23 protein-coding genes are annotated in these 24,557 nt (G+C 60.5%); 11 read left to right on the forward strand and 12 right to left on the reverse strand.

Going from position 1 to position 24,557, the window contains the following annotated elements; genetic code table 11:
• Positions 1-147 precede the first annotated feature (147 nt).
• A complete protein-coding gene (locus B0E33_RS14145) occupies positions 148-2,289 on the forward strand; it encodes a methyl-accepting chemotaxis protein (RefSeq protein WP_167579546.1) in 2,142 nt (713 codons plus the stop codon).
• Positions 2,290-2,361: 72 nt separating this feature from the next.
• On the opposite strand, the gene rlmN is transcribed toward B0E33_RS14145, so the two are convergent.
• Both rlmN and B0E33_RS14155 read right to left on the reverse strand, forming a co-directional pair.
• On the reverse strand, positions 2,362-3,579 hold the full coding sequence (gene rlmN / locus B0E33_RS14150) for a dual-specificity RNA methyltransferase RlmN (RefSeq protein WP_077291540.1): 1,218 nt from the start codon (positions 3,577-3,579) through the stop codon (positions 2,362-2,364).
• Positions 3,580-3,883: 304 nt separating this feature from the next.
• Entirely contained in the window at positions 3,884-4,393 is a 510-nt protein-coding gene (locus tag B0E33_RS14155) for an invasion associated locus B family protein (protein ID WP_023002837.1), read from the reverse strand.
• A gap of 253 nt (positions 4,394-4,646) precedes the next feature.
• Between B0E33_RS14155 and B0E33_RS14160 the strand changes: the two genes are divergently transcribed.
• Positions 4,647-5,219, forward strand: coding sequence for a sigma-70 family RNA polymerase sigma factor (locus tag B0E33_RS14160; protein WP_035907892.1), 573 nt, complete (start codon positions 4,647-4,649; stop codon positions 5,217-5,219).
• 61 nt (positions 5,220-5,280) lie between these two features.
• Here the strand turns inward: B0E33_RS14160 and B0E33_RS14165 are convergent, their stop codons facing one another.
• Positions 5,281-5,826, reverse strand: coding sequence for an RNA methyltransferase (locus tag B0E33_RS14165; protein WP_031270178.1), 546 nt, complete (start codon positions 5,824-5,826; stop codon positions 5,281-5,283).
• Between the two features lie 164 nt (positions 5,827-5,990).
• Between B0E33_RS14165 and B0E33_RS14170 the strand changes: the two genes are divergently transcribed.
• On the forward strand, positions 5,991-6,965 hold the full coding sequence (locus tag B0E33_RS14170; RefSeq protein WP_077291541.1) for an NADPH:quinone oxidoreductase family protein: 975 nt from the start codon (positions 5,991-5,993) through the stop codon (positions 6,963-6,965).
• Between the two features lie 185 nt (positions 6,966-7,150).
• Here the strand turns inward: B0E33_RS14170 and xth are convergent, their stop codons facing one another.
• Complete coding sequence (xth, locus tag B0E33_RS14175; RefSeq protein ID WP_077291542.1) at positions 7,151-7,960, reverse strand: exodeoxyribonuclease III; 810 nt, start codon at positions 7,958-7,960, stop codon at positions 7,151-7,153.
• A 70-nt stretch (positions 7,961-8,030) separates the two neighbouring features.
• Positions 8,031-9,224, reverse strand: coding sequence for a cation:proton antiporter (locus tag B0E33_RS14180; protein WP_208997820.1), 1,194 nt, complete (start codon positions 9,222-9,224; stop codon positions 8,031-8,033).
• 186 nt (positions 9,225-9,410) lie between these two features.
• Between B0E33_RS14180 and B0E33_RS14185 the strand changes: the two genes are divergently transcribed.
• Positions 9,411-10,142 carry a glycoside hydrolase family 25 protein gene (locus tag B0E33_RS14185; protein ID WP_062491289.1) on the forward strand — a complete coding sequence of 244 codons (732 nt, stop codon included), beginning with the start codon at positions 9,411-9,413 and terminating at the stop codon, positions 10,140-10,142.
• Positions 10,143-10,163: 21 nt separating this feature from the next.
• Here the strand turns inward: B0E33_RS14185 and B0E33_RS14190 are convergent, their stop codons facing one another.
• On the reverse strand, positions 10,164-10,655 hold the full coding sequence (locus tag B0E33_RS14190; RefSeq protein WP_208984621.1) for a hypothetical protein: 492 nt from the start codon (positions 10,653-10,655) through the stop codon (positions 10,164-10,166).
• A 200-nt stretch (positions 10,656-10,855) separates the two neighbouring features.
• On the opposite strand from B0E33_RS14190, the gene B0E33_RS14195 reads away from it, so the two are divergent.
• On the forward strand, positions 10,856-11,422 hold the full coding sequence (locus B0E33_RS14195; protein WP_077291544.1) for an SH3 domain-containing protein: 567 nt from the start codon (positions 10,856-10,858) through the stop codon (positions 11,420-11,422).
• Between the two features lie 10 nt (positions 11,423-11,432).
• Here the strand turns inward: B0E33_RS14195 and B0E33_RS14200 are convergent, their stop codons facing one another.
• Positions 11,433-11,969, reverse strand: coding sequence for a CAP domain-containing protein (locus B0E33_RS14200; protein WP_306355459.1), 537 nt, complete (start codon positions 11,967-11,969; stop codon positions 11,433-11,435).
• Positions 11,970-12,249: 280 nt separating this feature from the next.
• Between B0E33_RS14200 and B0E33_RS14205 the strand changes: the two genes are divergently transcribed.
• Complete coding sequence (locus tag B0E33_RS14205; protein WP_077291545.1) at positions 12,250-12,924, forward strand: class I SAM-dependent methyltransferase; 675 nt, start codon at positions 12,250-12,252, stop codon at positions 12,922-12,924.
• Positions 12,925-13,062: 138 nt separating this feature from the next.
• On the opposite strand, the gene ccrA is transcribed toward B0E33_RS14205, so the two are convergent.
• Entirely contained in the window at positions 13,063-14,358 is a 1,296-nt protein-coding gene (gene ccrA, locus B0E33_RS14210) for a crotonyl-CoA carboxylase/reductase (protein WP_023002848.1), read from the reverse strand.
• 276 nt (positions 14,359-14,634) lie between these two features.
• Between ccrA and B0E33_RS14215 the strand changes: the two genes are divergently transcribed.
• The 5 genes from B0E33_RS14215 to B0E33_RS14235 all read left to right on the forward strand — a co-directional run bounded on the left by B0E33_RS14215 (position 14,635) and on the right by B0E33_RS14235 (position 20,488).
• Positions 14,635-16,641, forward strand: a complete 2,007-nt coding sequence (locus B0E33_RS14215; RefSeq protein WP_439126688.1) for a methylmalonyl-CoA mutase family protein — start codon at positions 14,635-14,637, stop codon at positions 16,639-16,641.
• Between the two features lie 200 nt (positions 16,642-16,841).
• Entirely contained in the window at positions 16,842-18,599 is a 1,758-nt protein-coding gene (locus tag B0E33_RS14220) for a sensor domain-containing diguanylate cyclase (protein ID WP_077291547.1), read from the forward strand.
• A gap of 119 nt (positions 18,600-18,718) precedes the next feature.
• Positions 18,719-19,096: a hypothetical protein gene (locus B0E33_RS14225; protein ID WP_077291548.1), complete on the forward strand. Its 378-nt coding sequence runs from the start codon at positions 18,719-18,721 to the stop codon at positions 19,094-19,096.
• A gap of 206 nt (positions 19,097-19,302) precedes the next feature.
• The gene (locus B0E33_RS14230; RefSeq protein ID WP_023002852.1) at positions 19,303-19,962 is read left to right on the forward strand and encodes a carbonic anhydrase; all 660 of its coding nucleotides are present in this window, start codon (positions 19,303-19,305) and stop codon (positions 19,960-19,962) included.
• A 22-nt stretch (positions 19,963-19,984) separates the two neighbouring features.
• Positions 19,985-20,488 carry a DinB family protein gene (locus tag B0E33_RS14235; RefSeq protein WP_023002853.1) on the forward strand — a complete coding sequence of 168 codons (504 nt, stop codon included), beginning with the start codon at positions 19,985-19,987 and terminating at the stop codon, positions 20,486-20,488.
• Between the two features lie 13 nt (positions 20,489-20,501).
• On the opposite strand, the gene B0E33_RS14240 is transcribed toward B0E33_RS14235, so the two are convergent.
• From B0E33_RS14240 to mtnK, 4 genes are read right to left on the reverse strand one after another with little or no spacing between them, the layout of a single operon-like run.
• The gene (locus tag B0E33_RS14240; protein WP_075283982.1) at positions 20,502-21,170 is read right to left on the reverse strand and encodes a class II aldolase/adducin family protein; all 669 of its coding nucleotides are present in this window, start codon (positions 21,168-21,170) and stop codon (positions 20,502-20,504) included.
• Positions 21,163-22,182, reverse strand: coding sequence for a sugar-binding transcriptional regulator (locus tag B0E33_RS14245; protein WP_077291549.1), 1,020 nt, complete (start codon positions 22,180-22,182; stop codon positions 21,163-21,165). Before B0E33_RS14245 ends, B0E33_RS14240 begins: the two co-directional genes overlap by 8 nt.
• Positions 22,179-23,288 (reverse strand): S-methyl-5-thioribose-1-phosphate isomerase, encoded by a 1,110-nt coding sequence (gene mtnA, locus B0E33_RS14250; protein ID WP_075283981.1) that lies wholly within the window; start codon positions 23,286-23,288, stop codon positions 22,179-22,181. The genes B0E33_RS14245 and mtnA overlap by 4 nt, the downstream gene beginning before the upstream one ends.
• Complete coding sequence (gene mtnK / locus B0E33_RS14255) at positions 23,285-24,547, reverse strand: S-methyl-5-thioribose kinase (protein ID WP_077291550.1); 1,263 nt, start codon at positions 24,545-24,547, stop codon at positions 23,285-23,287. Before mtnK ends, mtnA begins: the two co-directional genes overlap by 4 nt.
• Between the last annotated feature and the right edge of the window lie 10 nt (positions 24,548-24,557).

Consider the following 24,557-nt stretch of genomic DNA (forward strand, 5'->3'; position numbering starts at 1 on the left):
TTTTGTAGAAAGTAATTATCTTTTCTACCGATAGTTATGTTGTGTTTTCTTTCAACTTTTCAATTTTCTCTAATTGTAGAGAAATTAACCAACATTAAATTGCTGATATCTAGCCTTCTCGTAATAAATCTACTTCGGGAGGGTGCCTTGGGAACCCGAATCTCAAAACTCAGTTTTCGTCTGCCGGCCATCATCTCCGGTTGTTCGGTTGTGGCCGCGCTGTTTGTCGGCGCCCTTGCCTATTGGGTCAGTTCAACGGATCTGGAAGAGCAGGCGGAAGAGCGGCTTTCGGCTCTTGCAAGTGCGCGCGCCGGAGATCTTTCGCACTATCTGGACTCCATCGTGCAGGATCTGCAGGTCACCGCCGCAAGTCCGTTCGTGAAATCCGCACTGGCGGATTTCAAGGAAGGGTGGGCAAGCCAGGAGGGCGATGCCACGGCGAGCCTGCAGAAAGCCTACATTCACGACAATCCGCATCCGACGGGCCAGAAAGACGCGCTGATGCGCGCTGGCGACACCGCCTACGACGAGGCGCATGAACAGTATCATCCGTGGTTCAGCAAGATGCTGAAGACCCGCGGTTACTACGACATCTTCCTGTTCGCGGAGGACGGCTCGCTTGTCTACACGGTGTTCAAGGAACTCGACTACGCAACCAACCTGACCACCGGCAAATACAAGGATACGGATCTGGGCAATGCCTTCCGGGCGGCGTTGAACGGTGGGCAGGACGAAGTTCGCTTCTTCGATTTCAAACCCTATGCTCCGAGCGCGGATGCACCGGCAAGCTTCATTGCGACACCGGTTTTTGAAGGCGGCAAGCGTGTTGGCGTGCTGGCCTTCCAGATGCCCATCGACAACATCAACAGCGTGATGAGCAGCGCGGCGGGTCTCGGAGAAACAGGGGAGGCCATTCTTGTCGGCGCAGACAAGCTGTTCCGGAACGATTCGTCCAAGACACCCGGACAGAACGATATCCTGACCGCAAGCCTCGATTCGTCTCTGGTGGATCAAGCCCTTGGCGGCAAGCCGGCTTCCGGAAACCTGGAAGGGTTCCGCGACACGGACTATCTGGCCGCTGCAGTGCCTCTGACGTTTTTTGGAGCCAATCTCGCGGTTGTCACGGTCGAGGCACGCGATGAAATTCTCGCGCCGGTGCGGGCGCTGCGCAATCAGATCGCACTGATTTGCCTCGGGATCTTCGGCATCATGATGGCAATCGGCTGGCTGGCTGCACGCTCGATCGTTGCCCCGATCAAAAGCCTTGTCGCCAATGCGGCTCGCCTCGCCGGTGGTGATGTATCCGTCGTCTTTGCGGAAGCAGACCGAAAGGATGAGGTTGGAGAAATCGCGGCCGCCATTGCAGGCTTCAGAGATGGCGTCGCCGAGCAGGCGCGCCTGGAAGAAGCACGAAAGGTTGAAGAACAGGCTCGTACGGACCGTCAGCTCCGTATCGAGGCGCTGATCGAGGGTTTCCGCACGCAGTCGTCCGAAATGCTCGGTTCCGTCGATGCTGCCATGTCTGAAATGCAAGCCAATGCAAGTTCCATGATGGAAACGGCCTCAGGGGCTTCTGAAGAGGTGAGCAGCGCTGCTGCGGCAACAACCCAGGCATCGGGCAACGTGCAGCTTGTTGCGGCCGCCACTGAGGAGCTGTCGTCGTCGATCTCGGAAATCGGTCAACGTGTGGAGGAAACCACGCGGGTGATTGCCGATGCGACCAGCCAGACCCAGGCAAGCACCCAGAAAATGGAAATGCTGTCGTCGGGTTCTGCCAGGATCGGCGAAGTGATCGGCCTTATCCAAGCAATCGCTGAGCAGACCAACCTTCTGGCGCTCAATGCAACAATTGAAGCGGCACGGGCCGGCGAAGCCGGCAAGGGCTTTGCGGTGGTGGCTGCCGAAGTGAAAGAGCTGGCCACCCAGACCTCCAGGGCGACCGAGGAAATTTCCAACCAGATCGCGGAAATCCAGTCTGCCACCGAGCAGGCAGTGACCGCGATTGAAGGCATCGCTTCCATCATGGTTCGGGCGAACGAGAACACCACCTCGATTGCCGCTGCCGTTCAGGAACAGGATGCGGCCACCGGCGAGATCAGCCGCAGTGCTTCGGAAGCTTCCTCGGGCACACGCGCGGCCAGCGACAACATGTCGAATGTCAGCACTGCCGTGGAAACGACGGCCAATTCGGCGCAGTCGGTGGATCAGGCGACGCAGGTCGCCTCCGAGAAACTGCGTTCGCTGAATACGGCCGTAAACGACTTCCTGCGCGAGGTCGCTGCGGCCTGACGGATCAGAATCTGAAAACAGGTACGGCGGCTCCAGCGAGCCGCCGTTTTTCGTTCAGCAGATGATGTTGCCTCAGGAGGCTGCCAGGGCCTCACGGTCCTTCTTTCGCATGCGCTCGGACGCGGATTTCAGCTGTCCGCAGGCGGCGAAGATGTCGCGGCCGCGTGGTGTGCGGATCGGAGAGGCATAGCCGGCCCGGTTGACGATGTCGGCAAATTCCTCGATCCGCTCCCAGTCGGAGCATTCGTAATCGGTGCCCGGCCACGGGTTGAAGGGAATCAGGTTGATTTTGGCCGGAATGCCCTTCAGCAGGCGGACCAGTTCAAGCGCGTCCTGATTGCTGTCGTTGACGCCCTTCAGCATCACATATTCGAAGGTGATGCGCTTGGCGTTGGACAGGCCCGGATACTGCCTGCAAGCGTCCAGCAGTTCCTTGATGTTCCATTTCTTGTTGATCGGCACCAGCACGTCGCGCAGCTCGTCACGAACCGCGTGGAGCGAAATGGCCAGCATGCAGCCGATTTCTTCACCGGTGCGGAAGATTTCCGGCACGACACCGGAGGTCGACAGGGTGATGCGGCGCTTGGAGAGCGACAGGCCGTCACCATCGGACGCGATCAGAAGCGCCTTCTTGACGTTGTCGAAATTGTAGAGGGGCTCACCCATGCCCATCATGACGATGTTGGTCACCAGACGGCCTTCGGACGGCACGATGGCGCCCTGCGGGGTGTCCGCATGCGGGAAATCGCCCAGCCGGTCGCGCGCAATCAGGATCTGCGACAGAATTTCTTCGGCCGTCAGATTGCGGACCATCTTCTGGGTGCCCGTGTGGCAGAAAGTGCAGGTGAGGGTGCAGCCGACCTGGGAAGAAACGCAGAGCGTGCCGCGGCCTTCTTCAGGAATATAGACGGTTTCAACCTCGACCGGGCGGCCGGCGCCGCGCGCGGGAAAGCGGAACAGCCACTTGCGGGTACCGTCGACGGAGATCTGCTCGGACACAATTTCCGGACGGGCGATCGTGAAGGCTTCGTCCAGCTTCTGACGCAGGTCCTTCGCGATATTCGTCATATGCGCAAAGTCGGACACGCCGCGCACATAAAGCCAGTGCCAGAGCTGGGAGGCACGCATGCGCCATTGCTTCTGCGGCACGCCGATTGTACCGAGCGCTTCACCCAGTTCCTCGCGCGACAGACCGATCAGCGTCGGCTTGTCTTCGCCGGGCAGGACGGCTTCGGCTGAAACGGTGTGCGCGTTCGGATTGTCCCGCGCGATGTCGAGCGTAATTGCCATGTCGTGATCCGTAATCTCTTCCGGCAGGGTCTTCAGGCGTCTTGGAACAAGACTACGCGGTCGCCGGGCACCTGACTTGCAGGTCTGATTTCAAGGGCTCCCAAAACCACAAAAAGCGCCGAAAATCAAGTTTGCTGACGTGCAGGGGAGCTATGCAGAGCTGTTTTTACGCAACGACAACGACCCGGATAGGCCGTTTGGCCCGTCCAGGGTGACGTCGAGACTGAAAGGAAACCACCGGCCGACTTCGGCTTTTCGCCCTGCGGATGCAGGGGAAAGCCGGAGAAGCTGCTGCCTGAACGCGTTAGCGGCAGGCAGCGTTGGAGTCGTCGATCGCGGCTGTGACGCCGGACAGCGAGAACTTGTAGGTGGTGCGGGTGCCGCGGCTGGATTCGCCGGTCACCGTCATTTCCCGGCCTGCCCTCATGGCAGAAACGAGTTGCGCTTCGGTTGCAGCATTTTCGACCCAGGCACCGTCATTGTTGGTGAAGAGCGTGAAGCCCTTGCCGTCAATGTCTACGCTGACCGAGGATTTGTCCTTGAAAGGATAACCGACCAGCAGGCTCGGCTCGGACGAGACGCCTTCCGCCGGGCGGGTGGTCACGAAAAAGAATACGTCCCCGTGATTTCGATCTCCCGGAAGCAACGTCGTCGGTTTGGTAAGCGCGTAGCAAACCTTGCCGCCGCCACTGGTCAGCGCATAGGCCGCCCAGTCCTTGTGCTGCTTCAGAAGTGTCGGGGTTTGTGCGAAAGCCGCTGCACTCGAAACGGCAAGACCTGCTATGGCCAGAACCAGCGATTTTGCTTTCATCATCTCCACACCGTTGGATTTGAGTTTCCGTCAAATTTAGTTCAACTGCCGTCTGACATATAAACCTTGCTTTAATGATAACTTAAAGCGGGTTACGAAAGGGTTGAAGATCGACAATTGTATTTTCTGTTTTTCGGTGCGTGCACCAACCTAATCGCTTTGCGGTTAAACGCGGCAACAGTGTGGCAGACCTGCTTGACCCCCCTTTCGAATTATGCCGAACCTGATAAAGAAGATGGATCGGCAGGGGGATTGATTGTCTTTGACGCAGGTGCAGTATTTTTCCGATCTCATTGTCAAAGTGGCGGAAGACCGGGACAAGGCGGCTTTCATCGAGCTGTTCGATCACTTTGCGCCGCGCCTGAAGGGCTACCTGATGAAGCAGGGCGCCGATGAGGCCCTTGCCGAAGAAGTCGCGCAGGACGTCATGATGACGCTGTGGCGCAAGGCCGATTTGTTCGATCCGAAAAAATCCAATGCCAGCACCTGGCTGTTCCGGGTTGCCCGGAACCGGCGTATCGACAGGATCCGCCGCCAGAAGTCTGCCGCGCTCGATCCCGAAGATCCGTCTCTGCACCCGACGCCCCTGCCGGACATTGCCGAAGAGATGGATGCGAAGCTGCGGGAAAAACGCGTGCGTGCTGCTTTGTCGCAGTTGCCTGAAGAGCAGCGGAATGTGGTTCGGCTGGCTTTTTTTGCAGGACAGTCGCACAGCGAGATCGCCGAACACACGGGTTTGCCGCTTGGCACGGTCAAATCCCGTATCCGGCTTGCCTTCGGACGGTTGCGTCAGCTTCTGGAAACCGACACGTCCGTGGATGTGGACTAATTGGGGCCCCGGGCAAGAGACACCCAAAATTCTGGTGGCCTGAAGTTCAGGCACAACTCATTCAGGTTCCTGGCACTTTCCGTCCCGTGCGCATCACCGGACCGCCGCTGACATGTTTCGGACGTTCGATCCTGGGGGCGCCGGCTGTGGTTGAGCGGTCCGCGTAGCGACCCAGCGCCCTGTGACGGTCGTACATGACGATCGCACCGGCCATGGCGACATTGATGCAGAACTTTGTCGGGATCTTCACCACGTGGTCGCAGCGCGCCAGCATCTGCGGTGAAAGCGAGCCTCTTTCAGGACCAAGAACGTAGGCCGCCTGAAGGGGATGTCCGAAGCTTGGCAGCTCGATCGATTCGTCCGTGAGTTCGATGCCCACAAGCTGGCAGCCTCTGGGCAGGTCCATCGTGTCTACGCTGTCCCAGGTGAAGACAGGCAGGTGGCCGGGGCTCTTGGAGGTGTCGGAGGGCGGCGCCTTGCGCAGCTTCTGGTCGGCATCCACCGTGAAGAAGAAGTTGGCGCCGAAGGCATGGGCAGAGCGCATCAAGGTGCCCAGGTTCATCCGTTTCGAGAGGCCTTCGGCCCCGATTGCAAAATATCCGCGCATCAGTTTGTCCGATTTCGATTTGGCTGCCTCATAGCCGACTTTCGCCATGGCCGAAAGTTTTCAGCTTATCCGGAAAGCCAATTCCCGCCTCGGACAGGGCTTGCTAACGTCTCACCCGGCGCAGCGCGAGCGGCGCTTTGCCCGTAGAATGTCATGAGGATGCCGTGAAAGCCTGTCTCTGCAAAACCTTCGGTCCGCCTTCCAGCCTGGTTGTCGAGGAGATTGCCGATCCGGTTGCCGGGCCGGGGGAGGTCGTGGTGCGGGTGAAGGCCTGTGCGCTCAATTTCTTCGATACGCTGATCATCAGGGGCAAGTACCAGTACAAGCCGGAAATGCCGTTTTCGCCGAGTGCCGAATTCGCCGGTGTGGTCGATCAGGTGGGCTCCGGCGTCGAAGGGGTTTCGCCCGGCGACAGGGTCATGGGCTACATGCGCTGGGGTGCCGCGCGGGAAAAAGTGGTGGTCGCAGCTGGCGATCTCGTCTCGCTGCCGGACGATATTCCCTTTGAAGTCGCGGCAGGTTTGACCGTGACCTACGGCACCACGCTGCATGCCTATCGCGACCGGGCCGGGTTGAAGCCCGGCGAGACTGTTGCCGTTCTGGGCGCATCGGGCGGCGTCGGCCAGGCTGCAGTGGAAATTGCCGCGATCATGGGGGCAAAGGTGATTGCCTGCGCCTCATCTGAGGAAAAACTCGCCTTCGCCCGCTCGCTCGGCGCTGACATGACGGTCGATTACTCGGTTGAGCCGCTCAAGGAAACCTTGAAGGAGCTGACCGGTGGAAAGGGTGTGGATGTTGTCTACGACCCGGTTGGCGGAGAGCTGTCGGAACAGGCCATCCGGGCAACGGCCTGGGAGGGGCGGTTCCTGGTGATCGGGTTTGCCGCGGGCGACATACCGAAAATTCCGCTGAATATCGTGATGCTGAAAGGTTGCGACATTCGCGGTGTCTTCTGGGGCGCAGCACTCGACCGGGATCCGGAAGGCCATCGCCGCAACATGAAGGAACTTTTGTCCTGGGTGTCTGAAGGCAAGTTGAAGCCGCACATCCACGGCGTTTACAAGTTGGAAGAAACGGCAACCGCGCTTGAGGAAATCGCTGCGCGCCGGGTGCAGGGCAAGGTGATTGTGACGCCTTGATGCTTGCGGAAGTATGCGCGGCGCGGCCTTCCGGGGGGGTGGCCCATCCTTCGAGACAGCGCTTTGCGCTTCCTCAGGATGAGGTCGTCCCTGTTGCACCTTTCCGAGCTGTCCAAATTACAGCCTCATCCTGAGGAGGACCGCAAGGTCCGTCTCGAAGGATGGGCCGCTTGTTCGAATTGACCTCAGATCGCGAATTCGGCGATCACCGGCGCGTGGTCCGACGGTTTTTCCCAGCCGCGTGCGTCGCGCAGGACCGTGGTGCCCTTCACATACGGTGCGAGCGGCTGAGACACCCAGACGTGGTCAAGACGGCGGCCCTTGTCGGCGGCAGACCAGTCCTTGGCGCGGTAGCTCCACCAGGTGTAGAGCTTTTCGTCCAGCGGGGTGAACTGGCGCATGGCGTCCAGCCAGCCGCCTGCCTCGCGCACCTGCTTGAACAGTTCCGTTTCGACCGGGGTATGTGAGACCACCTTCAGGAGCTTCTTGTGGGACCAGACGTCGTGCTCGTAAGGCGCGACGTTGAGGTCGCCGACCAGAATGGCGGGTTTCGAGGTTTCCTCGCCTTTCAGCCATCCCAGCATCTCTGCCATGAAGTCGAGCTTGTGGCCGAATTTCGGGTTGATCGTGCGATCCGGCTCGTCACCACCTGCCGGCACATAGAAATTGTGCAGCCGGATGCTGGAGCCGTTGAAAGGCACGTCCGCCGCCACGTGACGGCTGTCACCCACCTGGCAGAAGTCGCGTTTCTCGATGTTGCTCAGCGGCAGCTTGGAAAGCGTTGCGACGCCGTGGTAGCCCTTCTGGCCGTGGATGGCCATGTGTTCGTATCCCGCCTTGCGGAAGGCGTTTTCCGGGAAATTAGCGTCCGGGCACTTGGTTTCCTGCAGGCAGATCACGTCCGGTGCGACTTCCTCGATCAACTGTTCCACAATCGGCATGCGCAGGCGCACGGAATTGATGTTCCAGGTGACGAGTTTGATCCGGTCTGTCATGGGAAATTTGCCAAGGCTTGTTGCGGGAATAGCCAAGTCATACGGATTCGGCCACCGAGTGCAAACGAATTCAGGTCTCGGGATCGTCTTCCCCGGCCTTGCTGGTTTCGCCGACCCGTTTCAGGGCGAGCTGAGTGGCCGCGGGGCCGAGCAGTTCGAAGACGATGGTTGATCCGATGGCGACGGTCAGAATTTCGTCCCGGTACTGCGGCAGCACTTCGGCAGCGACCAGGGCCATGCCAAGCGCGACGCCCGCCTGGGGCAGAAGCGAGAGGCCGAAGAGATAGCTTCGGTCGGTTCCGGCCCCGCCGCTGAGCTTGCCGCCCAGCCAGCCTCCTGCCAGACGCCCGGCGAGCCGCAGCAGAACATATGCCGCGCCAAGGAGACCAAGCTTCAAAAGCAGGTCCGGCTGCAGCGCTGCACCGGCCAGCACGAAAAAGAAGATCATGAACGGCCATTCGATATGTTCGATCTCATAGAACGGCCGGGTATGGTGACGCCCGGTGTTGACCACCATGGCCCCGCAGGCAATGCCGGCAAGCAGGAACGAGAGGTCGAGCCAGATGGCCAGACCCGCCGTCAGGAACACGATGCCAAGCGCCTCGGCAAGGGTCGGGTCGCCGGGTTGGAGGCGGCCTGACAGGTAGCCTGCCGGGAGGCCGACAATCGCGCCAAGCAGGAGCGATCCGGCAATTTCCCAAACCGCATGCAGCAGGGCGCCCGAACCATCGCCGCCCATGAGCGCCTGTGCTCCCATGAGACAGAACGCGAAGACCAGAATGCCCCAGATATCGTCCAGCGCAACGATGCCGGACAGGATGGTTGTGAAGGGCCCCTTGGCGCGGTACTGGCGGATGACATCGCTGGTGGCCGCCGGGTCGGTGGCGGTGGCCAGGGCTGCCAGAATCAGTGCCAGTTCCAACGGAAAGCCGAGCAGGGCGAGACCTGCAAAAACGACGATCGCGGTTGACACGACCGCTGAAGCCGAAACGACCGTTACGGCCTTGCCGCTGTTCTGCAGATGGACCCTGGAGAGTTTGCCGCCCAGAACGAAGGCGACCATCGACAGGGCCAGAACGGCGAGGGTTTCGTAAAGCTGGGTCAGGTTTTCAGGCAGAAGATCCAGAAAGGCGGGGCCGGCGGCCAGTCCGCACAGGATCAGCAGCGTCACGCGGGGCATCTGCGTCCGGTGGCCGATTTCGTCGGCCAGCATACCGAGCAGCAGCAGGGCGCCAATGGCGATCAGGGTGGTCGCGATTTCCATGCTCATACATTGAGGGAAAGAGACCAGGCGTCTTTGATCCGCCGCAATCCCGCCCTATTCGATTGCCCGCACGATAACAGATACGTGTTTATGCGGAGAAATCGTGATTTCGTCTACGCTCCGTTAGGAAATCCCGCGCATTTTGTGCGGTGAGTGAAAGCCTTTCTTAACCCTGCCGAGGACGCTGTGCTGGCAATCGTAAAATCGTTTTGTTCCATTTTCGGGTTCATCTTTTTAAGCTCGTGCGCGGCTTACGACTTTCCGGATCCAACGCCAGAAGACTACGCGGTACACGGCATCGACGTGTCCCGATGGCAGGGCGATATCGATTGGGCGGCCGCAAAACAGGGCGGTGTCGCCTTTGCCTGGATCAAGGCGACCGAAGGCGGCGACCACGTCGACCCGCGCTTTGTCGAGAACTGGGTGGCAGCGCGCCAGGCGGGCATGCCGCGCGGGGCCTATCACTTCTATTATTTCTGCCGTCCGGTTGAAGAGCAGATTTCGTGGGTGAAGGAAATCGTTCCAGTTGACCCGCAAGCCCTGCCGCTTGTTCTCGACATGGAATGGAATGCGCATTCCAAGACCTGCCGGGAACGGCCGGAACGACCGCAGATCCTGCGGGACATGAAGATCTTCCTCGACGAAATGGAAAAGCACTACGGCAAGCGCCCGGTGATCTATTCCTCGGTCGATTTTCACCGAGACAGGCTGGTCGGTGCGCTCAGGAACGAGCAATTCTGGCTGCGCTCGGTCGCCAGCTTCCCGAACAACATCTATGAACAGCGCGACGACTGGGTGTTCTGGCAGTATACGGCCGAGGGCCGGGTGCCGGGCGTCAAAGGCGACGTCGACCGGAATGCGTTCTTCGGAACCAAGTCGCAATACCGCGACTGGCTGAACGGCAAGCTGAGGCGCTGACCGTTCCCAGGGCCAATACCGCTAGCGCACCTTGATCTGGTGCGTGACGTCCTTGCCGTTGCTGACTGTGACCTGGGTGAAGCCGATCATCTTGCAAAGATCGAGGAAGTTCAGGTCTTGCGGCTGGTTTGACCGCGCGAAGAGTTCCGTCGTGCGGGCCATCGAGGTCAGCGAGGCAAGCAGGGCCCGCAGCCTGAACAGCGTGTCATAGCGCCCGTCGCCGGTTGCCACCACAATCAGTTTTTCCAGTTCGGTGCCCTTGGCAAAAAGGTGATATCCGGGCGGATACCCCAGTTTTGCGTTCTGGGATGCAAGGCCGCTGACGAAGGCTGCCCGCGACCGCTTGCCGGTGTCAGGTGCAAGGCCCAGTTCTGAGACATAAACCTCCTGGGTCTGCACCTCCGGGTAATAATAGCCGGCATGCGCATCGAAGGCCGACACCGGTGCAATGGATGCAGCAAACCAGAGCGCCGCCAGCGCCATGGCAGACGCAACAGATTGAATTCGTTTCACTTCACAAAGCCCCCCGGCTGTTCGTGCGCCTATCAAGCCCGAAATGCAGGCCGAACGCAAATCGGACGCAAGCTGGGCGCAAGCTGGGGCGGGCAGCCTTTGGCGTGAGAAGGACTAGAGACGCCTGCAGCGCTATACTTTTGCCATGATGCTAGCCGCTTCTTGAAAGCGTCAGGGCGCAGAACTTTGGAGTTTTGAACATGTTGATCCGCTTTTCGCTGGCATTTGCCGCGATCGTGATGATGGTGTTGCCAGCAAGCGCACAATCACGGCCGGCCATTGCCTTCACGACGGCCAACCTCAACATGCGCGCCGGACCGGGAACCAATTATCCCGTGATGGCCACCGTGCCGCGCGGGGGCGGGGTAACCATTTTCGGGTGTACGGCCGACTTCGGCTGGTGCGATGCCGCCTTCACCAATGTGAAAGGATGGGTGTCCGGCCAATACCTCAGCTACGGCGGTGAAGGCATCTATTATGGCCGGTCGATCCCCAGCGCGGGCATCAACCTGGGTGTGCAGCGCTACTACCGGGATTACCCGATCTATGCGGAGGCGCCTGCGCCTGCCTATCGCGGCGGGCCGGTCTACAAGGGCGATCCTCCCTATGATCCGCCGCCGGTTGAGCCGGGCCCAGTCTATGCACCGGAACCGCTTTACGAAGCGCCGCCTGTCGTGGTCGCGCCGCCGCAGCCGATCATTATCCGGCCCTATTGGGATTCATTTCCCGGCTATCCGCAAAGGTATTTCGAGCCGCGTATCTATTGAAGCGGGCTTGTTACCGGGCCGGTTTCGGTCCGGCCATGACCAGCGACCAGAAAACCTTGTGCTTGGCATTGGGCGCGTAAGCCGTCGCGATGCCAAGCCGGGTCGCGTCTTTCGTCAGCAACACCTGGTTATGCTTCGGGCTTTCCCGCCAGCCTGAAAAAGCTTCGGCAAAGGTTCTGTATCCGGCGCTGACGTTTTCGGCAGCAGCCGTCTTCGGCTCGCCGATGGAGGCCATGCGGGTTGCCAGCTGCTGGTTCGGGGCGAGCGATGCCTGAACGTTTCCGGCCGCGGCCATCGCGTCGGCCTGCGATTTTGCAATGGATGTCAGCTGCGGATCGGCAATCACGGGCGACAGTCCGTTGTTGATCCGGTATTGCGAGATCATCTGAGCGGCCGTTGCAGCATCCACCACACCGTCGACACGCGCCATGTCCTCGTAGAAGGGCGGCGTCTGCATGCGGTCGCCCATGCAGGCGGCAACCGAGAGCAGCAGCGCTCCGGCGAGGGCGAGTTTCAGGGATCGATGGACCATCGGATTGTCAGCCACGCTGTTGAAGCTCCCGCTCAGGATCAATGAGATTTAGTGAGGCACATGATTCGCCTCACTTTGGAAGGTGATGGGACGACAGTTGAGCAGAATTGCGGCGCAAGGCTCCTGAAACCGGTGCACAAGCCTTTCAGCTGGGGTGAGCGCGCAATGGGTTGGAAAAAATGGAACAGGTTTCTTGAATGGCAATTTTCAAGTTACATATAAAGTAACATGATGGTGCCGAGCGTCTTGGTATGGATCGGAGCACCAAGCCACGCATTGCTTGAGGACCTTTTCCATGTCCCTGTTTTCCGGAGCCGCATCAACCACCGGATATGCGGAAAGAACGGCGAGGCTCGTTCCCGGGCTTGCAGACATGCACAAGATGACCGGCCTGCTGCTGGCGGAGCGGGCGCCATCGGACGGAACAATCCTGGTGCTTGGTGCCGGTGGCGGTGTTGAACTGAAGGCCTTTGCCCGCATGCAGCCGGACTGGCGTTTCCTTGGTGTCGACCCGTCCGCAGACATGCTGGAAAAGGCGCATGAGCATCTTGGTCCCCTCGGGGCAAGAGTGAGCCTGGTGGAGGGATACATCCATGATGCCCCCGAGAGACAATTTGATGGCGCCGCTTGCCTGCTGACGCTTCATTTTCTGGATCGGGAGGAGAGGTTGAAGACGCTTTCCGGACTGCGGCAACGGTTGAAGCCTGGAGTGGCCTTCGTTTCGGTTCATCACAGCTTTCCGACCGACCCTGCGGGCAAGGACAGGTGGCTGGCAAGATATGCGGCGTTTTCCACCGAATCCGGTACTTCCCGCTCGCTTACCGAAAACGGCATGGCCGCGATGAAGGAGCGATTGCCGGTGCTGACGCCCGAACAGGATGCGGATCTGTTGAGGCAGGCCGGATTTGTCGACGTCGAGACCTTTTACACGGCCTTCACCTTCAGAGGCTGGGTCGCCACCGCCGGGTAAACAATAAGAAAAGACCAGCCCGTGAGACACGGGCTGGTCAGGCTGCATGAGGCTAACGGGGCTTGAGGCCCCCAGCCTTTCAGGGAGCTTGTTGAGCCCGCCGCCTGCAGGTGGTTGCCCTGAAGGCGGCGTGCCGGATCAGCGGGTGGAGGCTTCCAGAACGTCCTCATAGGTCCGAAGACCGGTGGTCGGCGCGCAGACCAGGACGGACATGTTTCCCGGTGCGTGCTGGTTCTTCCACATTTTGGTATGGGCCTTCGGGATCTGATCCCAGGGGAAGACCTCGGACATGTAAGGGTCGATGCGCCGTTCGATCATCAGCTTGTTGGCGGCCGAGGCCTGCTTCAGATGGGCGAAGTGTGACCCTTGAAGGCGCTTCTGGTGCATCCACATGTAGCGGACATCGAAGGTGCAGTTGAAGCCTGACGTGCCTGCGCAAATGACGACCATGCCGCCCTTCTTGCAGACCAGGGTGGAGACCGGGAAGGTTGCTTCACCCGGATGTTCGAAGACGATATCGACGTTGTTGCCCTTGCCGGTGATATCCCAGATCGCCTTGCCGAACTTGCGCGCTTCCGCGAACCATTCCGCATATTCGGGCGAGCCGACCGTCGGCAATTGACCCCAGCACTTGAAGTCCTTGCGGTTGATCACGCCCTTGGCACCGAGATCCAGCACGAACTGGCGCTTGTCCTCGTCAGAGATGACGCCGATGGCATTGGCGCCTGCTGCCGTAATCAACTGGATGGCGTAGGAGCCCAGGCCACCCGAGGCGCCCCAGACAAGCACGTTCTGACCCGGCTTCAGCTCATGCGGGTGATGGCCGAACAGCATGCGATAGGCGGTCGCGAGCGTCAGCGTGTAGCAGGCACTTTCTTCCCAGGTCAGGTGGCGCGGCCGGGGCATAAGCTGCTGGGCTTGCACGCGGGTGAACTGCGAGAACGATCCGTCCGGTGTCTCGTAGCCCCAGATCCGCTGGGAGGTGGAGAACATCGGGTCTCCGCCGTTGCACTCCTCGTCGTCGCCATCATCCTGGTTACAATGAACCACGACCTCGTCGCCCACTTTCCAGCGCTTGACCTTGTCACCAACGGCCCAGACGATGCCCGAGGCATCGGAGCCGGCAATGTGGTAGGCGGCGCCGTGACCGTCGAACGGGCTGATCGGCTGGCCGAGGCCTGCCCAGATGCCGTTGTAGTTGACGCCGGCGGCCATCACCAGAACCAGAACCTCGTGGCTGTCGAGTTCCCAGGTCGGCACGACTTCCAGTTTCATGGCGTCTTCCGGCGGTCCGTGGCGTTCACGGCGGATGGTCCAGGCATACATGTTTTTGGGAACGTGTCCGAGCGGCGGGATCTCTCCGATTTCATAAAGATCTTTCACCGGCGCGCCCTCTCGCGTTTGGTTGTCATTGGCTTCCGCGGTCGCTGTCATTCTCCCCTCCCAGGGCTTCTTTTGGGCCTCAGAATTTCGCATTTGCACAAGTCGTAATCGGGCAAATACCCAATTTTGCGCAACTATTGTTCAAAAACGATCACCGTTCTATACGACTATTGCTTAACTTGCGTTTTGATGCCAACCATATTTTGCATTGCACATTGGGGTTTCGCAGTCGCGTAAACTCCGGCACACTGCTGACTGTTCGGGAGAAACAGGCTGACGCGGTGCTGCCAAATCAAGAAAAAACAGGCAGCAGAACGCCTTAGGAGGATGAGTGGCATGAGTGCATCGGGTGAGAGCCGGCCGGAGAAAGATCGTCCGTGGATTTTCCGGACCTACGCGGGCCACTCGACGGCGGCCGAATCGAACAAGCTCTACCGTGGCAATCTTGCCAAGGGTCAGACCGGCCTGTCCGTTGCGTTCGATCTGCCGACTCAGACCGGCTACGATCCGGATGACGCCCTGGCGCGCGGCGAAGTGGGCAAGGTCGGTGTTCCGGTGGCACATCTCGGCGACATGCGCACCCTGTTCCAGGACATACCGCTGGAGCGGATGAACACCTCCATGACGATTAATGCGACCGCACCCTGGCTGCTGTCGCTCTATATAGCGGCTGCCGACGAACAGGGCGCCGACCGCAAACTGCTGTCGGGCACGACCCAGAACGACATCATCAAGGAATATCTGTCCCGGGGCACCTATGTGTTTCCGCCGGCGCCTTCGCTCAGGCTGACGACCGATGTCATCGCCTGGACCTATTCCAACATGCCCAAATGGAACCCGATGAACGTCTGCTCCTATCATTTGCAGGAAGCAGGTGCGACACCGGTTCAGGAGTTGTCCTTCGCGCTGGCAACGGCGGTTGCCATTCTGGATTCCATCAAGGCGAGCGGGGCCATTCCCGATGAAGACTTCCCGAAGGCTGTCGGCCGGATTTCCTTCTTCGTCAATGCGGGCATGCGGTTCATTACCGAGATGTGCAAGATGCGCGCCTTCACCGAATTGTGGGACGAGATCTGCCTGGAGCGCTATGGCGTTGAGGACGAGCGCTATCGCCGCTTCCGCTATGGGGTTCAGGTGAACAGCCTCGGGCTGACCGAGCCGCAGCCGGAAAACAACGTCTACCGTATCCTCATCGAGATGCTGGCAGTGGTCTTGTCCAAGAATGCGCGCGCCCGCGCCGTGCAGCTGCCGGCATGGAACGAAGCGCTGGGCCTGCCGCGACCGTTCGACCAGCAGTGGTCGCTGCGGATGCAGCAGATCGTCGCCTATGAGACCGACCTTCTGGATTATGCGGACATTTTTGACGGCTCGGCCGAAATTACCCGCAAGGTGGAAGAGCTGAAGGCGCAAGCCCGCGAGGAACTTGCCCGGATTGATGCCATGGGTGGTGCGGTCGCCGCGGTCGATAGCAGCTACATGAAGCGCCAGCTTGTGGAAGCCAATTCCGCACGCCTTGCCGCGATCGAAGGCGGCGACCAGGTGGTGGTCGGCGTCAACCGCTGGACAGACAGCGAGCCTTCACCTCTGGCCGCCGGGGAAGATGGCGGCATTCTCACCGTTTCCGAGCATGTCGAGGAAGAAGCGGTCGAGAAGGTCAAGGCCTGGCGCGATGCACGCGATCAAGCCGCGGTCGAAACCGCGCTGGCGGACCTGAAAGCCGCCGCCCAGGAAGGCCGCAACATCATGGAGCCCTCGATTGCCGCAGCCAAGGCCGGAGCGACCACAGGCGAATGGGGCCGGACACTGCGCGAGGTCTTTGGCGAGTACCGTGCACCGACCGGTGTCGGCCAGGCCGTGCGGGACAATGCCGGCACTTTGGCAGACATCCGCTCGGACGTGGAGGCGGTATCAAAGAAACTAGGCCGCCGACTGAAGTTCCTGGTCGGCAAACCGGGTCTCGACGGGCATTCGAACGGTGCGGAACAGATTGCCGTCAGGGCGCGCGACTGCGGCATGGAAGTGGTCTATGAGGGAATCCGGCTGACGCCGGCGCAGATCGTCAACGCCGCGGTGGAAGAAGACGTTCACGTGATCGGTCTGTCGATCCTGTCCGGCTCGCACCTGGCCCTGGTGCGTGACGTAATGGACCGCCTGCGGGCAGCCGGTGCGGACGATATCCCGGTCGTGGTTGGCGGGATTATCCCTGACGAAGACGCCGCACAGCTCAAGGCGCAAGGCATTGCGGCGGTCTATACGCCCAAGGATTTCCAGCTCACCGATATCATGGCTGATGTGGTGAAGATTGTCGGCAACCGTGCAGAACAGGCTGCTTGAACCGGCCTTCGTCGAAAGTGACAACAATGCCGATTGAAGTATTTATTGGCGAAAATTATTCGCTCTTCTAGTCTCGGATAAACTTTCAGTTGCAACTGGCGCAGTCGTGGCTGCGTCGGTTTCGCTGGCGGGTTCAAGATTTATTTATACTTGGCCATTAGTAGTTTCCCTTAGCGCGGGTCTAAGCAGGAAACGATCCGATGATACGTAAGCCAATTTCCAGAATAACTTCAGTCCTCATCGGATTGCGGGACGGGACCAGTCTGCGCCAGCAGATTGCCCTTCTGGCGGCTTCGCTTTGCATCCTTTCGATCGCGGTGGCCGCATTCGGTGCGGCCCTGATTGCACGCGGCGAAGCCATCCGGGAAAACCGGTGGGACCTGACCCTGGTTGCGCGCAGCATGGCGCAGCGGCTGGACCAGACGATGTTCGACCGTTACCGCGAAGTGCGCAACGTCGCAGACATGGAACTGCTGAAGCCTGTCTGGACCCGCAATCCCGACATCATCCGTGAAACGCTTGACCAGCTGCAGCGCAGCCTGCCGCAATATGCCTGGATCGGATTTGCATCTGTCGACGGCACGGTCGTGGCGGCAACCAAGGGCATGCTGGAGGGCGTATCCGTCGCCGAGCGGCCCTGGTTCGTCAGTGGTCTGAAAGGGCCTGCGGTCGAGGATGTGCATCTTGCCAAGTTGCTTGACCACCTGCTGCGGACAAGCCCCGACGAAGCGCCGTTTCGTTTCGTTGACGTGGCAATGCCGGTAAAAGACGAAAACGGAAAACTGGCGGGCGTACTCGGTGCGCACATGAGCTGGAGCTGGGCGGAAGAAACCCGGCGCGATGTTCTGGAAAACAATCTCGGCAAGGAAGGGCTCGATCTCTTCGTGCTTGCGCGCGACGGCACGGTGCTTGTCGGGGAAGACGCCGAGGGCGCGAGCCTCTCTCGGGAAGCTGCAGCCTACGATCCCGGCAATCCCGACATGGTGGTCGCGGAGGTCGAAACCTCGGGCCTTGGCGATTATCCGGGGCTGGGCTGGAAAGTTGCCGTGCAGCAGCCGGTCAGCGTCGTGTCGGCTCGGGTGGCGGCTCTGGTTCGCAATATCTTTCTGATCGGATTTGCGGTCGCCTGTCTTTCCGCGCTGCTGGCATGGCTTGCGTCTCGCACCATCTCGCAGCCGCTTCTCGGCCTGGTCACAGCACTGGACAGGATCGGGCGTGACGAAAAGGAAACGACAGTTCCGCGCTTGCACGGGTTCCGGGAGCTTTCGCAGGTGTCTGCCTCCGTCAGATCGCTGTTGCGCCGGCTCGGTGCGGTGGAAGAAAGCGCAAGAACAGCCCGGGACATGCTGGCGGTTCTGAAGGACGAATACAGCCGCAACATACGGTCCAGTGAGGAACGGAACCGGCAACTGGGAGCCGACATCCGCTCCTTGAGAACGCTGGCGGAACACGATTCCCTGTCGGGCCTCCTGAACCGGCGTGCGTTCCAGCCATTTGCGGAAGATGCCTTTGCGACCTTCCAGCGTCACGACCGGCTGTTCAGCGTGCTGATGATCGATGCGGACCACTTCAAGACCGTCAATGACCAATTCGGGCACCGGGCCGGTGACGACGTCATCCGGGCCATCGGGGATGCCATCGTTGAAGAAATCCGTTCGACCGACAAGGCTGCCCGGTTCGGCGGGGAAGAATTCGTTCTCCTCCTGAGGGAAAACGACGCAAACGGGGCCTGGGTTCTGGCCGAGCGCATCAGGTTGAGAATTGCAGCCCTCACCGTGGATGCCGGCGTTGGCAATATCTCCGTCACGGTCAGCATTGGTCTGGCGGAAGTCACGGCTGATGATCGTGATGTCGAAGACACGATCGCCCGGGCGGATCAGGCGCTTTACATCGCCAAATCGTCGGGCCGCAACCGGGTCTGTGTCGACTATCCGACCCCTCGGTCCCAGTCGGCCTGAGACAGTTGCCTTTGACAATACCGAGGGTTAACTTAACGTAAAGTTTTGTTAACCCTTTGTTGAAACAATTGGCGGGTTCCGCCAGAAGGCGGCAATTCTCTGAGGGCCAGGAGGCCGGAATGGCGACGATCGAAAGGCCGCAATCGGCCCAGGTCGTGGCGCATGCGACAGAGTACCCCGCGGACCGTGACGGTGACGGCACCGGTTACGACCGCAGAAAGAAGCGTGACACCGCAGAGCGCCATGAAAATGAAACCGGGATGTCCGAGGACACTCCGGCAGTTCTTGTTGACGATCACCACACCGTAAATCATGTGCTGGATGGCGTTGCCGCCTATCGGGCTGTCGCGTTGCAGGTCATGGAACCGGGCATCGATCACGGGCCGGTACACCCCTTGCGGGGACCTGTGGACAGGATGCCCGCGGACAACCTCCGTCATGCCTATGAGGATCACGAGGACGGTGAGCCGCCCCATGAGGTGAATGTCGCGACCTGACGGGCGAAGTCGTCCAAAAGGTTGAAGTCACTTGGCTCGTTACGTATTAACCCGTATCTATGGCCGGCAGGGGAGATCCCCTATCGTTCGTGCACAGGTGCGCGTCCTTCGGGATGCAGTGCCAGGTGCCGCCATTCCGGTTGGCAGGCCTGCCCATATCTGGCGCAGGTGGCTGATCCCGGGTGACAAGAGCTGGAGACTTGAGTTTGACTTTCCCCGCACATCTTCTCGAAGGCTACGGCCGTTACCTCAACAAGGGGTTCGTCAGATACAAGGAAACCCATGAACGCCTGGCGGTCTATGGTCAGACGCCGGATGTGATGGTGATTTCCTGCTGCGACAGCCGGGTTACGCCGGAAGGCATCTTCAATGTCGGTCCGGGCGAATTGTTCGTGGTGCGCAACGTTGCCAACCTGGTGCCGCCTTACGAGGATACGGAAGGCCAGCACGGCACAAGCGCCGCGATCGAATTCGCGGTCAACGGGCTCAAGGTCAAGCACATTGTGATCATGGGACACGGCCAGTGCGGCGGCGTGAAGGCGTTCCGGGAAAACGCGAATGCGCCGATGGCGACAGGTCAGTTCATTGGTCGGTGGATCAAGCTGCTGGAGCCGGCGGCAATCGCGATGGCCTGCATGCCGGTGGACAAGGCTGACGATCCTCAGCTTGCCATGGAATATGCCGGTATCCGCCAGTCGCTGAAGAACCTGATGACCTTCCCGTTCATCGAGGCGGCCGTTTCGGCGGGGTCACTCAGCCTGCACGGGTCCTGGTTCGACATCGGGTCCGGCGAATTGCGGGTCATGGACGCCGAAACACAGAGATTCTCCACGACAGCCCCGGAAGTTCTCGCCACCGCGGGATAAGCGCTGCAAGGAAAGGGACGTCATGCTCGTCGATCCGGTGCTCTATCGCCGAATGGCCAAATACAACAGCTGGATGACCGAAAAGGTCTATGCGGCAGCGGATCTCATGAGCGATGAAGACCGCAAGGCCGACCGGGGCGCCTTCTTCCGGTCCGTGCATTCCACGCTTAACCACATCCTGTTTGCCGACAGGGCCTGGATGAGCCGCTTCACCGGCCGCAAATACGAAATCAAGGGCATGGGCGTCGATCTCTTCGAGAATTTCGATGAGTTGAAAGCCGCCCATTTCGACATGTGCCTGCAGATTTCCGACTTTGCCGAGTGGCTGACCATCGACTGGCTGGCGGAGGATCTGGAATGGACAAGCGGCCAGGACGGTATTCCCCGGTCCCGGCCGCGCTGGATGCTTGTCACCCACATGTTCAATCACCAGACCCATCATCGCGGCCAGGTGTCGACACTGCTGACACAGGCCGGGCATGACATCGGCGTAACCGATCTGCCGTTCATGCCCGATCTGGTGTGACGGGGAAGCCTGTTCAGACTTCCGTCTTCATTCCGTAGTTCTTCACCGCGCCAAGCACCGCGTCGATCTCGGATTTCGAAAGAATGTGCGGCGAGCCGATCGTCCGGCTGAGGATATAGGCCTTGGCCAGGACTTCCAGTTCCTCAAGACGCCAGAGGCCCTTTTCAAGGGTCTCGCCGACAACCACGGCACCGTGGTTGGCCATCAGGCAGCCTTGCCGGTCTTTCATGACGTCTGTCACTTCCCGCGCAAGTTCGTCGCTGCCGAAGAGGGCGTAGCCCGCCAGGGGAACCGTGTCACCACCGAAGAGCGCGATCATGTAATGGCAGGAGGGGATCTCCATCCGGTTGATCGCCAGCGCGGTGCAGTGGACCGGGTGGGCGTGCACGACTGCGTGCATGTCCGGCTTTGCCCGCAGCAGCGCAAGGTGGAACTGCCATTCGGTTGAAGGCGGCAGGGGCCCTTCGAAAGCGCTGTCGCCGTCCAGCGGGATGGAGGCCAGCATCTCCGGGGTCATGCGGTCATAGGGCACGCCGGAGGGCGTGATGATCATCCGGTCGCCTGCGCGCGCGGAAATATTGCCCGATGTGCCCTGGTTGATACCGCGGCTGTTCATCTCCTTGCAGGAATCGATGATGGCCTGGCGAAGTTCGGGAGTGTCCTGATAAGGCGTCTTAAGCATTGTTTTCCGTCAGATAGAGCATTTCCGTCGCCGTTTCCGAGCAGGTGGCGATGTGGGTGGCGTAGCCGCCGCGCAGGGCGGCCAGCATCGGTCTGGCACGGTCCGGGCCGGAGCCGACCAGCAGGCCCATGTCCTTGCCGCGCATCTGGTCCAGCGTCACGGCAATCATCCGGTCCTCGATTTCCCGGTTGAGACCGTTGCCGTCGTGGTCGATCAGGCGGCCGCAGATCACGCCGATGGCACCACGTTCCGCACATGGGTCAACGTCGGCGGGGTCAAGCAGGCCGGTATGGACGACGTGGCTGTCTGCGGTGCAGGTGCCGCAGGCGAAGATGGTCTTGTTGCAGTCGGCCACTGCATCAAGCTGCATGCGGATCACCGGTTCCCGCTTCAGTTCTTCCACCAGCGCCCGGTTGGACAAGAGCAGCGGCACATGAAGGTTGACGCAGTGCGCGCCATAGCGGCGGGCGAGCGTTGCCGAGCAGGTTTCCGCGGCAAAGCCGAGAGCTGCCGGACGCGAACCGACCAGCTGAACCACGGTAAGGTCCGGAACCGTCACCCGCGGCGCGGCCTCCGCCACCCGGTAGACCGTTTCGCCCCAGGCAACGCCAAGCCGGTCGCCCGGTTCCAGCAGGCCTGGCAGCCAGTCGGCAACCACCCGGGTTACTCGGTCAAGGGACTGATCGGCTCCGGCGGGGGATGTCGGAACGACGATGGCGTCCTGCAGACCGAACCGGTCGACGAGACGGCGCGCCAGGTCGTGATCGCGGAAGATGTCCGTGTCCAGTGTGATGCGGACATAGTCGCGCTTTCGCGCTTCGGACAGATAGTTGACGACCGTCGCCCGCGAAATGCCGAGGCGCTCGGCGATCTCGTTCTGGTTCATGCCTTCCTGGTAGTAGCACCAGGTGACCTCGATGATGGCATCGTCCTGGCTGCGCGCCCTGGTGGCCGCGGAGGGTGCCGCGGCCTTGGTGCCGGTTGGCCGGGAACTGGTCGGGCCAGGGCTCATGCGCTCTTGGCGATCCTGCTGAGATCCGGGAAGAGGGCGGCAAGGCCTTCGGCGCTGGCCTCGCAGACACCGCGTTCGGTAATCAGGCCGGTGACGAGGTGGTTCGGCGTGACATCGAAGGCAGGATTGCCGCCGGGCGTGCCGACCGGTGTCACCTGCACGACGCCGATCTTGCCGTCGTCCGTCAGGCCCTGGATGTGCGTGACTTCGCGTTCCTGGCGTTCCTCGATCGGAATTTCGGCAACGCCGTCATCTACCGTCCAGTCGATGGTCGGTGAAGGCAGGGCAACGTAGAACGGCACGTTGTTGGCCTTGGCGGCGAGTGCCTTCAGATAGGTGCCGATCTTGTTGCAGACGTCGCCGCGGCGTGTGGTGCGGTCGGTTCCGACGATGACCATGTCGACAAGGCCGTGCTGCATCAGGTGGCCGCCGGCATTGTCGGTGATGTAGGTGTGGGGAATGCCGTGGCTGCCCAGTTCCCAGGAGGTGAGGGCGCCCTGGTTGCGCGGGCGGGTTTCATCCACCCAGACATGGATCGGAATGCCGGCGTCATGGGCCTGGTACATCGGGCTCGTCGCCGTGCCCCAGTCCACGGTCGCAATCCAGCCGGCGTTGCAATGGGTCAGGATGCGGACAGGCTCTCCGTCCTTCTTGCCCGCTGCGATCTTGCGGATGATCTCAAGACCATTCTGGCCGATGCTGTGGTTGATGCCGACATCCTCGTCGGAAATCTCGTGCGCGAGCTTCAGCGCTGCGGCGGGACGGTCGGCTTCCGGCAGCGGGAGCAGGTGTGCACGGCAGCGGTTGAGCGCCCAACGCAGGTTGATGGCCGTCGGCCGGGTCTTGTCGAGAAACTCCCAGGCCGTGTCCAGATGCGCATTGGACGGGTCGATCTTTGCGGCCAGTGCCATGCCGTAGGCAGCGGTTGCGCCAATGAGCGGCGCGCCGCGCACGCGCATCTCAACGATCGCGTCGGCGAAGTCCTGAAGTGTGTCGACCTGCTGGATGCGGAATTCGTGCGGCAGCCAGCGCTGATCGATGATCTGCAGGGCAGCCTTGTCGTCATCCCACCAGAGCGAGCGGTAATGAGTGCCGTTGACCTTCATGGGATGTCCTTTTTGTTGAATTGGCGCGCAAGCTTCACGAGCGCATCGGTCGAGCCGTAACTTTCTGGCGACAGGATGAGGTCGGCCCCCATCAGCAGGTTGCGCGTTTCCAGACGGCGCTTCAGCTGCTTGTCCTCGATTTCCTCGAAGTCGGCATTGTGGGCGAGCGACAGGGTGCGGCGGTGCATCTCGATACCGCAATAGCCCATGGCCTCGTTGCGGATTTCCTGCAGGAGGCCCGCACATGCGAAGTCCGATGCCTGCCCCTGATCCTCGAACAGGGAAGCCGGATAAAGCATGCCGGTGCGCTCGGTGTTCCAGAGGCGGGTGAACTCGGCCTCGAACGATGAGAAGGTTTCGGCGATGACCGACAGAACCCATTCCTGGAAATCGTCGAGTGTTTCCGCGCTACGATGGGCCGGCTGGCTGAAATAGGCCATCAGGAAGTTGGCCGTCAGCATGCCGATGTCGAAGCCGAGCGGGCCGTATTGCACGAATTCGGGATCGATGACGCGGCTGTCGCTGTCCGTGGACATGATCGAGCCACTGTGCAGGTCGCCGTGCACCATTGTTTCGGTGTTGGAGGCAAATTTCATCAGGAACCGCTGCACCTTTGCCTTCAGTTCGGCATTGGCGCGCAGGTCTGCCACAACGGGGTCGAGACCTTCCGTGTGGTGGTTCATTTCAGCAGCAAAATAAGGATCGGTGAAAACCAGCGCTTCGGTGATTGCAGGGATTTCCACGTTGCCGGCGAACAGGCTGACATCGGCCTTCTTGTCCACGCTCTTCATGGACAGTTCCGAGCCGCGAAACGCGGTGCGGGCGCAGAAGGTGCCAAGGAAAGTACCGAGCCCTGCAACCTTTTCACCATCGATCAGCTTGCGCCGCAGGATCTTGTGCGGCGAGAGGAATTCCATGACGATCAGCGCCTGGTCCTCATCGAAGTGGTAGACCTCCGGCACTGCGCCCGGATCACGGGCGGCCTGTCGCACAAGCGCATGGTTCTCGTAAAGCGCGCGATAAAGCGGTAGCGGCCAGCTGTCGCCCACCAGGCGCACATAGGGCAGTGCCTGCTTGACGATGATCGTGCCTTTGGGGCCCTCGACAATGAAGACGAGGTTCAGGTTGCCGTCGCCAACTTCGCGAACGGTCCAGTCAGACGGGTCTGCTCCGATCCTGTCCGCAACGGCGGAAATGCCGGAAAGTCTTTCGCCGAGCGTTTCCGGCGTGAGGGGCCGATAGAGGTCTGGCGTGTCCATCTTGGGTCTT

The organism is Roseibium algicola, assembly GCF_001999245.1.
Taxonomy (GTDB): Bacteria; Pseudomonadota; Alphaproteobacteria; order Rhizobiales; family Stappiaceae; genus Roseibium; species Roseibium algicola.